This window comes from Marinicella rhabdoformis (genome assembly GCF_009671245.1).
GTDB lineage: Bacteria > Pseudomonadota > Gammaproteobacteria > Xanthomonadales > Marinicellaceae > Marinicella > Marinicella rhabdoformis.
This window is the reverse complement of the sequence record NZ_VTFS01000001.1, coordinates 252245-266073: the sequence shown is the minus strand read 5'-3', so window position 1 is coordinate 266073 and position 13829 is coordinate 252245. Positions and strand designations below refer to the sequence as shown.

The 13829-nt window shown below is 42.2% G+C and carries 14 protein-coding genes; 8 read left to right on the top strand and 6 right to left on the bottom strand.

Translation table 11 applies throughout. The annotated features are described in order from the left end of the window. Positions 1-115: 115 nt before the first annotated feature. Positions 116-346, top strand: a complete 231-nt coding sequence (locus tag FET73_RS15550; RefSeq protein ID WP_425481514.1) for a cysteine-rich CWC family protein — start codon at positions 116-118, stop codon at positions 344-346. A 92-nt stretch (positions 347-438) separates the two neighbouring features. Here FET73_RS15550 and FET73_RS01200 read toward each other — a convergent pair whose 3' ends face one another. Both FET73_RS01200 and ubiA read right to left on the bottom strand, forming a co-directional pair. Next, on the bottom strand, positions 439-918 hold the full coding sequence (locus FET73_RS01200; RefSeq protein ID WP_154222091.1) for an Hsp20 family protein: 480 nt from the start codon (positions 916-918) through the stop codon (positions 439-441). A gap of 150 nt (positions 919-1068) precedes the next feature. Continuing rightward, positions 1069-1968 carry a 4-hydroxybenzoate octaprenyltransferase gene (gene ubiA / locus FET73_RS01195; RefSeq protein ID WP_154222090.1) on the bottom strand — a complete coding sequence of 300 codons (900 nt, stop codon included), beginning with the start codon at positions 1966-1968 and terminating at the stop codon, positions 1069-1071. A gap of 124 nt (positions 1969-2092) precedes the next feature. On the opposite strand from ubiA, the gene FET73_RS01190 reads away from it, so the two are divergent. From FET73_RS01190 to FET73_RS01180, 3 genes are read left to right on the top strand one after another with little or no spacing between them, the layout of a single operon-like run. After that, the gene (locus FET73_RS01190) at positions 2093-2554 is read left to right on the top strand and encodes a tRNA (cytidine(34)-2'-O)-methyltransferase (protein ID WP_154222089.1); all 462 of its coding nucleotides are present in this window, start codon (positions 2093-2095) and stop codon (positions 2552-2554) included. Further along, positions 2554-2775, top strand: coding sequence for a hypothetical protein (locus FET73_RS01185; RefSeq protein ID WP_154222088.1), 222 nt, complete (start codon positions 2554-2556; stop codon positions 2773-2775). The genes FET73_RS01190 and FET73_RS01185 overlap by 1 nt, the downstream gene beginning before the upstream one ends. Then, complete coding sequence (locus tag FET73_RS01180; RefSeq protein WP_154222087.1) at positions 2762-3799, top strand: tellurite resistance/C4-dicarboxylate transporter family protein; 1038 nt, start codon at positions 2762-2764, stop codon at positions 3797-3799. The genes FET73_RS01185 and FET73_RS01180 overlap by 14 nt, the downstream gene beginning before the upstream one ends. A 51-nt stretch (positions 3800-3850) precedes the next feature. Here the strand turns inward: FET73_RS01180 and FET73_RS01175 are convergent, their stop codons facing one another. Together FET73_RS01175 and FET73_RS01170 are read right to left on the bottom strand one after the other, a co-directional pair. Further along, a complete protein-coding gene (locus FET73_RS01175) occupies positions 3851-4318 on the bottom strand; it encodes a Dps family protein (protein ID WP_154222086.1) in 468 nt (155 codons plus the stop codon). 131 nt (positions 4319-4449) lie between these two features. After that, positions 4450-5505, bottom strand: coding sequence for an NAD(P)-dependent alcohol dehydrogenase (locus tag FET73_RS01170; protein ID WP_154222085.1), 1056 nt, complete (start codon positions 5503-5505; stop codon positions 4450-4452). A 136-nt stretch (positions 5506-5641) separates the two neighbouring features. Here FET73_RS01170 and cls point away from each other — a divergent pair, with 136 nt between their 5' ends. After that, positions 5642-7087, top strand: a complete 1446-nt coding sequence (gene cls, locus FET73_RS01165; protein ID WP_154222084.1) for a cardiolipin synthase — start codon at positions 5642-5644, stop codon at positions 7085-7087. Between the two features lie 42 nt (positions 7088-7129). Here cls and FET73_RS01160 read toward each other — a convergent pair whose 3' ends face one another. Next, positions 7130-9016, bottom strand: coding sequence for a DUF885 domain-containing protein (locus FET73_RS01160; RefSeq protein WP_154222083.1), 1887 nt, complete (start codon positions 9014-9016; stop codon positions 7130-7132). A gap of 106 nt (positions 9017-9122) precedes the next feature. Here FET73_RS01160 and FET73_RS01155 point away from each other — a divergent pair, with 106 nt between their 5' ends. From FET73_RS01155 to FET73_RS01145, 3 genes are all read left to right on the top strand, one after another. Then, positions 9123-9425 carry a hypothetical protein gene (locus FET73_RS01155; protein WP_154222082.1) on the top strand — a complete coding sequence of 101 codons (303 nt, stop codon included), beginning with the start codon at positions 9123-9125 and terminating at the stop codon, positions 9423-9425. Between the two features lie 116 nt (positions 9426-9541). Further along, positions 9542-10816, top strand: coding sequence for a metal-dependent hydrolase family protein (locus FET73_RS01150; RefSeq protein WP_154222081.1), 1275 nt, complete (start codon positions 9542-9544; stop codon positions 10814-10816). A gap of 40 nt (positions 10817-10856) precedes the next feature. Continuing rightward, positions 10857-12035 (top strand): YncE family protein, encoded by a 1179-nt coding sequence (locus FET73_RS01145; RefSeq protein WP_154222080.1) that lies wholly within the window; start codon positions 10857-10859, stop codon positions 12033-12035. Between the two features lie 46 nt (positions 12036-12081). On the opposite strand, the gene recN is transcribed toward FET73_RS01145, so the two are convergent. Continuing rightward, positions 12082-13740: a DNA repair protein RecN gene (gene recN / locus FET73_RS01140; protein WP_154222079.1), complete on the bottom strand. Its 1659-nt coding sequence runs from the start codon at positions 13738-13740 to the stop codon at positions 12082-12084. Positions 13741-13829 lie beyond the last annotated feature (89 nt).

Sequence of the window (13829 nt, the reverse complement as noted above, 5' to 3'; positions counted from 1 at the left end):
TAAGATATAGAAAAAAGCCCAATCGTGATTTCATGCTTGGGCTTTTGTTATTTTGTTAAAGACTGAACAAATGCGCCAAATAACCAGTCCTAAGGATACATGCATATGATTGAAGGTGAAGTCATTGAAAATTAACATAAAGATTGATCATCAGCGTTGTCCTCTGTGTGGTGAAAACAATCACTGTGCAGAAGCAATCAATTCCCAAGATTTTGATAACTGTTGGTGTAAGAGCAAAATCATGACTTTTCCTAATGAGTTGATTAAACAGGTTTCAATTGAACAAAGAAATAAGGCATGTATTTGCCAAAAATGTGCCCAAACTTTTAACGAGCAATCTAAATAGGCTAGTTGCAACTTATTTTAGGACGAAACAAATTATACCCACAAAAAAGCCCGCAAAAGCGGGCTTTTTACTAATTAATTGTGGCAGTCAATTCAGGCCACGTTGTCTTTCACCGCGTTGTCTTTCACAACATGGGGTTTTTGGTCGATGGCGTTTTTGTTGGAATTAATCGCTATCGTTCTGGGTTTCATCGCTTCTGGGATTTCGCGTTCCAGTTCAATGTGTAGCAAACCATTGTCCATGTTGGCGGCTTTCACTTTGACGTGGTCGGCCAATTGAAACCGGCGCTCAAATGAACGGTTAGCAATGCCCCTGTGTATGAATTTACCTTGTACCTCAGCTTCTTTTTTGCCTTTCACGGTCAATGTGTTTTGCTCAGAAGTGATGGCCAAATCGTTGTCACCAAATCCTGCTAAAGCCAAAGTAATGCGGTAGTTGTTTTCATCGATGCTTTCGATGTTATATGGCGGATAGCTTGGGGTTTGGTCAATGCGATTGGCTTGGTCCAAAAGTTGTGCCATGCGGTCAAAGCCCACAGATGTACGAAATAATGGTGTTAAATCAAAGTTCATGTGTTTCTCCAGTTTTATTAGCAAGAAAGTTGTTATGACCCGCAAATGCCGAGTCGATTTAAATGACCTCACTCACCATTGAGTGTCGATCGGTTTCAATCAATCCCCGAAGGCAATCAATCGTTAAACACTATTTATGAACGTTTGAAATTATTTCAATAGGTAATGAGTAAAAAACCCTAAAAACACAGTCATACCAACCCAGTTGTTGTGCAAGAAGGCTTTGAAGCATTTGTTTTCGTCTCGCCCCATGATTTGAAACTGCTGATAGACGAACAACCACACGACGACCAGTAAAGAAAGGAAATAGGGTGCTGTGAGTTCTAATTGTTGACCAGCGAGGAATAAGGCGGCCACAGTCATTAACTGTAAAATGCCGACGATGTGTCTGTCCAAATCGCCAAACAAAATGGCCGTAGATTTAATACCAATTCGCAGATCATCTTTGCGGTCTATCATGGCATAGATTGTGTCATAGGCTGTGGTCCAGACAATGTTAGCGACAAAAAGTAACCAAGCCACTTTGGGCACGCTGCCCGTAATTTCTGCAAACGCCATGGGAATCGAAAATGAAAAGGCGATGCCTAAATACACTTGGGGCAAATAAGTTAATCTTTTCATCAGTGGATAAGTAACAGCAAAGAAAGCCGCAGCCAGAGCCAAATAAATGGTCAAAGGCTGAAGAAATAACAGCAAACAGGCTGCTAGGAATAACAAACCAATGAACAACAGCCATGCATGTTTTACTGGAATCAAGTTTTGTGCCAAAGGGCGAGCGGCAGTGCGTGTTACATGTCCATCAAACTTGCGGTCAGATATGTCGTTAATCACACAACCCGCGGCACGCATTAAAAAAACGCCAGCAGTGAAAATAAGCCAGTGAGACCATTCAGGATGACCATCTGAAGCCGCCCACAAAGCCCACCAAGTAGGCCACAGTAACAACAGGGTGCCAATGGGTCGATCCAAACGCATCAGTTGCATGTAGGGCCAGAATGCACTGTCCTTAAATGTTTTCTTATTGAACGATTTTGGGCTTGCTGGTTTCATACCTGTCTGTGCGTTTACTGTGTGGCATCATTATATAAAATTTAAGGTAAAAATGATGCTGATTTTCTGTTTGCTTGTTTACCATTTCAATTTAGAATGCTACTTTAGCCAAAACTAACATCATATGTTCCACATCGCTTTGTTTGAACCAGAAATTCCACCCAATACCGGAAACATCATCAGACTGTGTGCCAATACGGGTTCACAACTGCACTTGATTCACCCTTTGGGCTTCGATATGGAAGTGAAAGCATTGCGTCGGGCTGGCTTGGATTACCATGAATGGGCCAATGTGCATCAGCATGATAATTATGCGGCTTTCATCGAAAACACAGACTTTACTCACATCTATGCAGTGACGACAAAGGCAACAGCTTATCACCATGAAATGACGTATCAGGCCGGTGATTGTTTATTGTTGGGCCCTGAAACACGGGGTTTACCGCCAGAAGTATTGGATTCTGAACAAACCAAGAACATCAGAGTACCTATGCAAAAAGACAGCCGCAGTTTAAATTTGTCGAACACCGCAGCGATTGTTTTGTATCAGGCGTTGGCCAATACGGGTTTTAAAGGGTTGTTGTGATGGGTCAAGTTGATACGAATGATGCGGGTAAATCATTAAATTTGGTAGGTAAAGTGTTGTTTTGGTTGGTTGGAATTTTGTTTTTTGTCGCGCTGATGACATTACTCTCAGATCAAAAGCACACTTGGTTTCTTTATGTAGCTCCTGGTGCGCTATTGTGGTTAACAGGTTGTTTTTTCAGCGGACTTGCAGCGTTGAAAGATAAATATGACCAGAGATAAATTACATTGGTTGAAAAACCTTTATCCCGGGTATTTTGCTTTAACCATGGCAACCGGCATCATTACCATCGGGCTGGATATGTGGCATGTCGAGGATGTTGCCAAAGCCTTTTATGGCATGACCTTAAGTTCTTGGTGTATTTTATTGCTGCTGTATACATGGCGGTTATTGGTTTTTCCCAAAGAGGTGTTGGAAAACTTACTCAATCCCAAGACCACCTTCATCTTTTTTTCATTCGTCGCAGCGACTAACTTGTGTGGCGTTCTGTTGTTTGATTCAGGACATCACAGTTTGGCCTTAGCCAGTTGGGTGTTGGCTTTTTTGTTTTGGTCGGTGTTGATGTATTTCAGCTTTGCCGCTTTGAGTTTTGCCCATCCAGACCGTAATGTGAATGTGGTACATGGTGGTTGGTTGATTTTAATTGTTGGTACGCAATCTTTGGTGATACTGGGTTCAAAAATTGCCACTGAACTGGGTGAGTTTGCTGGTTATATGATGGTGGAAATTCACATGCTTTGGGCATTGGGTATGATTTTCTATGCCATATTCGTTACGCTATTCTGTTACCGCATTTTCTTTATGGACATGCAGCTGAGCGATTACTCGCCGTTGATGTGGGTGATTATGGGAGCGGCAGCCATCAGTGCCAATGCAGGGACAAATCTGCTGTTAAATGATCCCATATTTCCGTCTTTAATAGATTTGCGTCCGGTGGTTAAAATGATGTCCATCATGTTATGGACATGGGCCACTTGGTGGATACCCTTGCTGGTTATTTTTGGTTTGTGGAAGCACGTTTATCATAAATTGCCGATGGTCTATGATCCGATGCAATGGAGTATCGTGTTCCCTTTAGGTATGTACACGGTAGCGACTCATAATTTGGCATTAACTGCTGAATTTAAGCCACTGTCTTATTTTTCACATGGTATGTTATGGGTGGCTTTGGTAGTGTGGTTTGTGACGTTTTTTGGCTTAATCAGGAGTTATTTTAGCCAGTCAAAGCAAAGCGATATTTTATGACCACACCTTGTGAATAGACAAGGTGTGGCAGTGGGTCATATTGGGTTACTATCAGCCCAATAAAGCGCGCAACATCCACGCTGTTTTTTCATGCACGTCCAAGCGCTGGGTTAGTAAATCGCCACTGACATCGTCGGCTTCCAAGGCTTCACTTTGAAGCACTGTGCGTGCACGACGCACAAGGGTTTCATGGCCATCCAACAAATCTTTTACCATGCCGGTGGCATCCAATTGCTCACCAGCTTCTTCGATGGCTGTCAGATTTGCAAAGGCCGAATATGAACCTGGAGCAAATGCACCTAAGGCACGGATTCGTTCAGCAATCACGTCTACTGCAGTGGCTAATTCGGTGTAATGTTCTTCGAACATTTGATGCAAAGAAGTAAACTGAGGGCCGGTTACATTCCAATGATAATTGTGTGTTTTTAAATATAATGTGTAACTATCTGCAAGCAGTTCGCTCAAGCCCTGTACTGTTTTTGAAAGTGAATTTTTATCAATACCTGTATTAATACTCATGATGATTTCCTGTGAATTAAAATATGTGTATATTATCCAGTAGATTGGCCTGACCGTCCAATTCATTGTCCTTGTTGCCATATTCGGAAAAATAAATCGAACAATCAGACTGGGTTTAAATTGAGTGGAATTTAAGGTGTTATGGCAATTTTCATCACACCATCACGTTGGTTGGCAAAAAGGTCATAAGCGGCTTCGATGTCATCTAATTTGAACCTGTGAGTAACCATAGGTTTGAGATCTATACGCCCAGAAGCGATGACGGACATCAATCGCCTCATGCGCTCTTTACCACCTGGGCACAATGTGGTGATGATTTTGTGGTCACCTAAACCTGCAGCAATCGACTCCAGCGGCATGGTTAATTTCCCAGAATACACCCCAAGGCTGGATAGGGTGCCTGCAGGTTTTAAAACATTTAAACAGCTTTCAAAGGTTAGTTGTGTTCCTAACGCTTCTATTGCCACATCGACACCACGTCCTTGAGTCAATCTCATGATGGCTTTGACTGGGTCTTCGTCATTGAAGTTGATGGTATGGTGTGCGCCTAATTTTTTAGAAACAGCCAAACGTTCATTGATGCCATCGACAACAATGATTTTGGTGGCGCCACGTAAGCTGGCACCTGCTGTAGCGCACAGGCCTATGGGGCCTTGTGCAAAGACAGCTACGGTGTCACCAATCTTGATATTAGCCGATTCAGCACCACCGAATCCCGTGCTCATGATGTCCGGACACATCAAAACTTGTTCATCTGAAAGGTCATCTGGAATCAGCGACAAATTGGCTTGTGCATTAGGTACCAGCAGGTATTCAGCTTGACAGCCATCAATGGTGTTGCCAAAACGCCAACCACCCATGGCTTCGCCACCACATTGTGAGTGGTGCCCGTCAAGGCAGCTAAAACACTGGCCACAAGGTGTGATGGCACCCGCAATCACACGTTGACCGACTTCATAGCCAGAAACGGCCTCGCCCAATTCCACAATTTTACCAACAGGTTCATGTCCAATGGTTAACCCGGGTTTTACTGGGTATTCACCTTTTAAAATATGAACATCAGTGCCGCAAATCGTGGTCATGGTGACTTTAATTAAAGCATCTCCAGGGCCAACCTTGGGAATAGGCTTTTCATCTAAAATGATTGTACCTGGTTGGGTAAATATAGCCGCCTTCATTGTTTTCATGTGTGTACCTGTATTGTGTGACTGTTCATTCAGTTTATCGTTTAATAAGTTATAATCCCTTGATGAAAGTCAATATCGTAAGCTTTATTGTTTTGGGGGTGCTGCTGGTTTATCTGCTAACTGAACGTGTTTACACATGAATGATTTTAAATACAATTTTTATTTAGCTGCACAGAGCAGCACTTTTTGGCTGGTGTTTTTCATTGCTTATGTTGTATTGGGATTATTCAGTGCGGGTCATGCTTTGTTGCACAAACGTGATTCACGCTCGGCTTTGGGTTGGGTGGTGGCATGCTTGGTCCTCCCTATTGCTGGTTCGGTGGCTTATTTGTTATTTGGCATCAACCGAATTAAAAGCAAGGCCAAGCAATTATCAAAAGAGATGTTGCTAAAAGAAGCACAGGTGGACTTATCAAGTGTTGCATTAAAGAAAAAACATAAAGCAAAGTATCTGATGACCATTGCAGAGACCATTACACCGGGATTGTTAACAAATAACAACCAATGGCAATGCTTAAGAAATGGGGAGCAAGCATTTCCGGCGATGTTAAAAGCCATCAATGAAGCCAAGCACCAAGTGCTGTTATCGACTTATATTTTTGGTAATGATGCCACTGGTCAAGCTTTTAATGGCGCTTTAAAAGCTGCTCATGAGCGTGGCGTGTCACTGTATGTGCTGATAGATGGCATTGGCGCACGATATTCTGTTCCAAGTATGCTCAAAACATTGAAAAGAAGTGGAATCCGTTGTGCTGCGTTTTTGCCACCTCGGTGGTTTCCTCCGCAAATCAGTATCAATTTAAGAAACCACCGCAAAATTTTGGTGGTAGATCAGCGTGTAGCTTTTACTGGGGGAATCAATATCACTCACAAGCACTGTGTATCGGCTGTTAAAAATGGTGCCGCAGATTTACATTTCAGTTTTACAGGTGGTGTGGTTGAACAGTTAAGTGAATTGTTTTGGCGTGATTGGCAATTGGCCACAGGTGAATTCAGTAAAATGTTAGAACGCAGTCCTGCAGAAATTGAGGCACAAGGCTACTGTCGTTTAATTGCCGATGGCCCTGATGGTGATTTAGATAAGCTGAGTTTAACCTTAAATGCGGTGATATCGGCAGCAAAAGAACATGTTATTTTGATGACTCCCTATTTCATACCATCAAAAGGCATGATAGCGGTGATGCTTTCTGCTGTACAAAAAGGCGTCACTGTGGAAGTGTTGTTACCTGCAAAGAGCAACCTGTGGTATGTAGATTGGGCAACGCAACACATGATGGGTGAATTGATTAATTGGGGTGTGAAAATCTATCGAAAACCTGCACCTTTTGAACACAGTAAACTGGTGGTTGTTGATGATTGCTATGTGATGGTGGGGTCTGCCAACATTGACCCCAGGTCTTTGCGACTGAACTTTGAACTGATGGTCGAAGTGTTTGATCAACCCTTTTGTGAAGAGATGAGCCGATTGACCCATGAATTAAAGCATCAATCTGAATTAGTCACCATAGGTGACATCCTAAAACGCCCCTTGTGGCAAAAGTTGAGGGATGGTTTTTTCTGGCTGTTTTCGCCTTATTTATAAAAAAGCCCCAAGAAATCTGTTTTCATGGGGCTTATTGTGGGTTTACTTGCTTTGTTGAGACTGTATCCAAGCATCTACTTTTTTATCTAATACAGACATGGGTACTGCACCGCCGAGTAAGATCAAGTCATGGAATGCTTTGATGTCGAATTGTTCGCCCAAGGCATCTTTGGCTTTTTGGCGTAACTTAACCATGTTGATCATGCCCATTTTATAGCCCAAAGCTTGCCCCGGCCAAATCATGTAGCGCTCGATTTCAGCGACCACATCTGATTCAACAGTTCCTGTTGTTTCGGCCATGTACTTAATGGCTTCTTCACGTGTCCATTTTTTATAATGTAACCCTGTGTCCACTACCAAACGCACGGCACGGAACAGTTCGGCTTTCAAACGGCCTAAATTACCAAATGGGTCATTTTCATACATGCCCATTTCAAAAGCGACCAACTCAGAGTATAAAGCCCAGCCTTCAACAAAGGCATTGTATGGTGCGATGCGACGCAACATGGGTAAAGAGTCCTGAGCCAAGTTCAAAGCCACTTGCCAGTGATGTCCGGGATTGGCTTCATGGTAAGTTAAGGTTTTTAGGTCAAATTTAGGATTGGCCTTGATGTCGCGCAAGTTAATCCAGTAAATGCCGGGTTGAGAGCCGTCAAGGCTCGGTGAGTTATACATGCCACCAGGTGCACTGGCTTCGCGAGATTTAGGAAATTTGCGCACCTCTACTTCGTAAGGAGGGGCTGTGCCAAATTGTTCAGGCATTCGCTGATTGATTTCAGCAATGTGCCCATTCAAATCGGCCAATAATTGCGCCCGACCGGCATCTGAATCTTCGTATAAAAAGCGAGGGTCGTCATTCAATGCCGTCATGCGTTCACCAACAGTACCTTCGGTCATGCCTTCACTTTGAAAAATGGCGTCCATCTCAGCCAAAATGCGTTCCACTTCAGACAAGCCCACATCATGAACTTCTTGTGGTGATAAGTCGGTGTCTCCCAACACTTTTACAGCACTGCGATAAAACGCTTCCCCGTTGGGCTGTGCCCAAATACCCGCTGTGGTAGGTGCTTGATCGAGTAGGGCGGTTTGTTGGGTAATGACTTTTTGGTAAGCAGGATAAACCACATTTGAAACAGCATTCAAAGTCGCTTGTGTGATTTTGTCGGTTTCAGCTTGAGTCATGCCTTCAATGTCTTTGATTGAATCGGTTAAATGTTTCATCAAAGGATGGTCAACAGGTTTGGGGGCAATAAAGCTTTCTAAGCCTGCAATGGTTTTTTCAATGATGACTTTGGGTGCTAACCAACCTTGTGCTATGTCATGTTGCGATTTGGCAATCACGTGGTCTACAAATGTCCCCATAGCCGTTAAGCGTTTGAGGTAGTCAGCGGCATCCTCAGATGAATTGATGACGTGGTTGTTGGCGAGTGTATTCGGTACGTCAATCAAAGGGCCATTGATTTGGTTGATAACAAAGGCCGACAAGCCCATCCAAACATCAATGTAGCCAATATCAAAAGCCTCGTCACCGGCGAAATATTGGTTGATGTCCATCATCACTTGGCGATTTTCTTCGGCTTGACCAGATTGTTCGTCACTGGCTGTCATTTTGCTTTTCAATTCGCGCATGCCTTGGCGCAATTTGGCCTCTGCCTCAGGCGAATAATCATCCAAACGGTGGCTATAAGCACCACCGGCTTCTGCTTCATTTAAACCATACATGCTGGCAGAAACTGGTCGTGCCGAAAATAATGTGGCGGTACTTTTTTGGTACAAAGCATCAAAATCAACTTTGACTGCTTGCTCTTGAACGGGTACTGAAGTGGTTTGGTTTGTCTGGACTTCAGTTGTTTCCTCGGTTGTTTTGTCATCTTGTTGACAAGCACTCAAAGCCAAACTCATGGCCAAAATTAAAGTGGTTTTTTTCATTGTTGTCCCTGGTCAATTTTAATTGTTGGTATTGTAGCAAAAATAATTAAATTGATTCAGCTAAGGAAATTCATTTAATATAAGTGCTTTAAAAAATCGTATGAATATGAACAATCGAATAATAATTGGATTTTTTATTTCTGCTGTGTTGCTGTTTTTATCTTCATGCAATGTAAACTCCAGTGTGAATGAAGCATCAAAATACAAAAATAAATTTTTATCAAAGCTTGAAAAAAGGTGTAAAACAAGAGAGAAAAAAGTTACTGTAGATTGTGACTGTTTAGTCAATTCAACAGATGATCTGGTTTCAGCTGAGAAAATGATTGAGGAAAAGAACAAAAGTAAAAAAGCACTCAATGATTATTTAAAAACTATGCGTAAAGAAATTGGCGACAGCTGCGATATTTGAAGTATTTAAAAATGCCAATACTTTACTTAATGGTTTATATCATTTATTTGACAAAATATTTGTTTACATCTTTTGATTCGAATAAATAAAAATGTCTTTAAAAAAGGGGAAATCGTATGAATAAAAAAATTGTATTTATAATTTGGGTATTGTCACTTGCATTAAATGTCCATGCCACAGGGTCATTAATCAAGGCCAAAGCTTACCTTGATGTTGAATCTGGTCAATGGCAGTCACCTGCTCATATTGTAATTAAAGATGGCATGATTGAAGCCATTAATCCTGATGTGATGCCCGAAGGTGTTGAGGTCATTGATTTATCTGGACAGTATTTGGTTCCTGGTTTGATGGACATGCACACCCATTTGGACTTGGACTTCAATGGTGGTTTTGATGACATCATTACCAAAGAAGGTGCCGCTGGTGGTGCTTTGCGTGCGGCCAAGAATGCAGAAAAAACATTGATGGCCGGTTTTACCACTGTTCGTAACATTGGCACAGTCCACATCACCGATGAATTGATAGATGTGGCATTGGCTGAAGCGATTGATAAAGGTTGGGTGGTAGGTCCTGATGTGATTCCGGCAGGGCACATGATAACCATACTCGGCGGTCATGGTGATTTGACTTTGGGCTTATCTGAAAACCTAATAGTACAAAGCCCAATCAATGGCATTGTCAGTGGTGTCGATGAAGCCATTAAAGCCGTGCGGTATCAAATTAAGAATGGTGCCAAAGTGATTAAAATTCACGCCACGGCGGGTGTTTTGTCCTTAGAAGACTCAGTCGGCGCGCAACAGTTAAGCAACGAAGAAATGAAGGCGATTGTTGATGAAGCGGCTCGTCATCACATCAAAGTCGCGGCACATGCCCATGGTACAGCAGGTATTATAGCGGCTATTCATGCCGGTGTGGCATCCATTGAACACGGATCATTGTTAGACAAAGAAGGCATGAGACTGATGAAAAAGCATGGCGTTTATCTGGTGCCGACGACTGGCTTAATAGACAGCATGTCCGGCAGCATGGACAAAATTGACCCTAAAATGGCAGCCAAAGCGAAGTATGTTTTGCCCTTGGCACAAGAGAACCTTTCCAAAGCCATAGACCAAGGTGTGCCCATCGCCCTTGGAACCGATGCTCCATTGATACCACATGGTCAAAATGCATTGGAATTATCGGCCATGATGAATCGCGGCATGAGTGCGGCAGAAGCCATTCGATCAGCGACCATCAATACCGCTGACTTATTAGGTCTTAAAGACCGAGGTCAAATTAAAGTGGGCATGCGTGCAGACATCATTGCTGCAAGTGAAGATGCATTGAAAAACATCAAAGCACTTGAATCTGTGGGTTTTGTGATGAAAAAAGGTGTGGTTTACAAACAATAGTACACTTTTAACCGAATCAATTTTGCTGTAGGATGAAATGATGAAAAAATTTATTTTAGGGTTGCTGTTAGTTTTAATTCAATGTAATTTGAATGCAAAAGTGGCTTATTTACCAATCATAGAGGCAGATTTTCCATACCCCAGCAGTAATTCAATCAGTGTGTTGGATTTAGACTCAGGTCAAATCATTAAAACCATTCAAATAGGTCAAATTGATTATTACAGTGCTCCTATTTTTTTAGATAACTCTGAAAAAAATCTTTATACTTCAATTGAAGGTAATAAAATTATTCGTATAGACACGGAAACGTTAACAGTGGTACAGGAATGGCAGGACCCTAGTATCCTATCATCCATAGATAAAATATTTTTAAGCTCCGATAACAGCAAACTGTTTTATATGATTTTAGGTGTTGGGACTGGTATCAATGCCATTAACCAATTAGATTTGACGAACAATCAAATGACTGAAGTCATTCGCCTTCCAGGATACTCAATACAAGCTGTGGTTGTCAGTAAAAATTCAGAATATATGACATTGAACGCTTTCAATTACACCACTAATCACAGAAAAATATCTACTTTTAAGACAGCTGATTTGTCACTAAAATACGAAACCACGATTCAAAATCCAATGTCAGTTTGGCTGATTGATAACGAGGGTGAAAACTTTTATTACCGTGATTACGATCAGGGTGATTTTGTTTCGAGAAAACTTTCAGATGCCAGTCAAAACTGGGTGTTTTCTTATCCCAATGAATCGGTTTATCATTCACCCGTTGAACAAGATACTGACTTGCTAGTGATGGGTTTAAATAGCAATTACATCATAAATAAAAATTCAGGTATTGGGGAAGCTATTCCAACTGCAGTTAATGAAGACCCTGTACGGTTATCTGGTTCAGTAGGTAGAATTAGTCAAGATGACTTTTTAACAGTCAGTGGCCCTGAAATTGTCTGCTTAACTGGCCTTTGCAGTTTAAGTTCTGAGTTAACAATTCAAAGAATTCATGTTGAAAATAATGAAAGTGAATTAATTTATCAGTCTGGATATACTTTAGGCAGTGTGGCAAATGGTCGTTTTATAGGTGCAAATTTATACCAAGGGTCGAGCCCCGCAACTCCGGTGCCGTTTTTTAATCAATTATGGCAACTGATTGTTATTGCCTTTTTGATGGTGCTGTTGGCTTGGAAGTTTCTAACATTGAGATTAGATTAACTTTTATTAAAACTTATTACTTGAATCCAAGAAATAAAGAAACCATTCAAACTTTCAAAAACTCACGCGCTTGAGCCAATGTGGTTTCGGTAATGGTTTCTCCGCCAGACATTCGGGCCAACTCTTCAATGCGTTGTTGTTGGTTAAGGTGTTCAACCTTTGATGTGGTGTGTTCGCCTTTTGATGATTTGCTGATGAGCAAATGGTCGTGGGCGTGACCGGCGACTTGGGCCAAATGTGTGACCGCGAATACTTGGTTGTTTTGGCTCAGTTGCTGCATGATGGCACCGACTTTTTCTGCAGTGGCACCGCCGATGCCGGTATCGACTTCATCGAAAACAAAGGATTGGGCGTTGTCTTTCTTCTGGCTACATACTTCTATAGCCAGTGATATTCTAGACAACTCACCACCTGATGCCGTTTTGTTCAGTGGTTGATAACTTTGGCCTTTATTGGTGGCAATCATGAACGTCACTTGGTCATTGCCGTCTTTTTGTGGCAGTTTATCAATGTCATGTTCGATGTCGATGCGTAATTGGGCGTCAGGTAAACCGAGGTCTTGAATCACTTGGCTGATTTGTTTGGCCAAAACTTGAGCTGTTTTTTGGCGGGCTTGTGACAGTTTTTTAGCCTGAGATCGGTAATTGGCCAAAGCTTTTTCAAAGGCTTGATCCAACTTCACCTGATTTTCAGACAGGTGTGCGTGTCGTTCTAAGGTTTCTTTTAACTGTTGGTGGTGATCAAACAACAGTTCTGGCATGATTTTTTGTTTGCGAGAAACCTGTGCGATGGCATCCAGTCTGCTTTCGATTTGATTTAGTTGTTCGGGATCGTTTTCTATGCTTTCTTGGCGGACTTTGAGTTCATTGTATGCTTCAGTAATGTTAATGGCGGCTTCTTCTAACATTTGTTCAATGTCTTTAAAGTCCATGCCTTGGGCTTGGTTCAATTGAAGCTGCGTGTGACTCAACAGTTGCTGCGCATTGTGTTCGCCATCTTGTAAGTCCAATAAAGCCTGTTCTGTGGTGCCAATCAAGTCTTGTGCGTGTGTGGCGACACTCAGTTGCTGGTGTAATGATTCATATTCACCTTGATTGAGCGCCAATTGCTCTAATTCATCGAATTGGTATTGGATCAATTGCAATTGCTCTTGGCTCATTGAGCCTGCTGCTACCAGTTCTTTTCGCTGTTGTTCAATCGACTTGACTTCGTTGGCGACAGTGGCGGTGGCTGATAACAACGCATTGTGCTGACCATGAATATCAACAATGCGTTTTTGGTTGTTGCTGTTGAGTAACTTTATTTGATCGTGTTGCCCATGAATTTGAACCAAGGTTTGCCCCAGTTCTCGCACTTGACTGGCGGGCGTAGGGCGGCCATTGATCCATAGTTTACTGCGCCCTTGTCCGTTGATTTGTCGGCGTAATATTAATTCGTTGTCTTCATTGTGCCAATCATTTTGATTGAGCCAATTTTGCGCGGCTTGATTGTTACTTGTATTGAATGTGGCAATGATTTCACAATCACCAGCAAAAGGGCCAACCACTTGAGCATCACCACGTGAACCCAGTGACAAAGACAGTGCACCTAAGAGTATTGACTTCCCCGCACCGGTTTCACCAGTGAAGACAGACATTTGTTGATGAAAATCCAATTCGAGTTGGTCAATGAGGACAAAATTTTTGATGTACAGGCTTTCAAGCATCCGTTTGTGGTTTCAATTGTAAAAAACGCGTTTAATTTTAGCTTTGCTAACTTGAAATGTCACTGGCTATCACCATATCTGAGCCATTA

Bases quoted from the DNA above. Each gene is read 5' to 3' on its own strand.
- FET73_RS01200 (WP_154222091.1), bottom strand. From the start codon at position 918: ATGAACTTTGATTTAACACCATTATTTCGTACATCTGTGGGCTTTGAC.
- ubiA (WP_154222090.1), bottom strand. From the start codon at position 1,968: ATGAAACCAGCAAGCCCAAAATCGTTCAATAAGAAAACATTTAAGGAC.
- FET73_RS01190 (WP_154222089.1), top strand. From the start codon at position 2,093: ATGTTCCACATCGCTTTGTTTGAACCAGAAATTCCACCCAATACCGGA.
- FET73_RS01185 (WP_154222088.1), top strand. From the start codon at position 2,554: ATGGGTCAAGTTGATACGAATGATGCGGGTAAATCATTAAATTTGGTA.
- FET73_RS01180 (WP_154222087.1), top strand. From the start codon at position 2,762: ATGACCAGAGATAAATTACATTGGTTGAAAAACCTTTATCCCGGGTAT.
- FET73_RS01175 (WP_154222086.1), bottom strand. From the start codon at position 4,318: ATGAGTATTAATACAGGTATTGATAAAAATTCACTTTCAAAAACAGTA.
- FET73_RS01170 (WP_154222085.1), bottom strand. From the start codon at position 5,505: ATGAAAACAATGAAGGCGGCTATATTTACCCAACCAGGTACAATCATT.
- cls (WP_154222084.1), top strand. From the start codon at position 5,642: ATGAATGATTTTAAATACAATTTTTATTTAGCTGCACAGAGCAGCACT.
- FET73_RS01160 (WP_154222083.1), bottom strand. From the start codon at position 9,016: ATGAAAAAAACCACTTTAATTTTGGCCATGAGTTTGGCTTTGAGTGCT.
- FET73_RS01155 (WP_154222082.1), top strand. From the start codon at position 9,123: ATGAACAATCGAATAATAATTGGATTTTTTATTTCTGCTGTGTTGCTG.
- FET73_RS01150 (WP_154222081.1), top strand. From the start codon at position 9,542: ATGAATAAAAAAATTGTATTTATAATTTGGGTATTGTCACTTGCATTA.
- FET73_RS01145 (WP_154222080.1), top strand. From the start codon at position 10,857: ATGAAAAAATTTATTTTAGGGTTGCTGTTAGTTTTAATTCAATGTAAT.
- recN (WP_154222079.1), bottom strand. From the start codon at position 13,740: ATGCTTGAAAGCCTGTACATCAAAAATTTTGTCCTCATTGACCAACTC.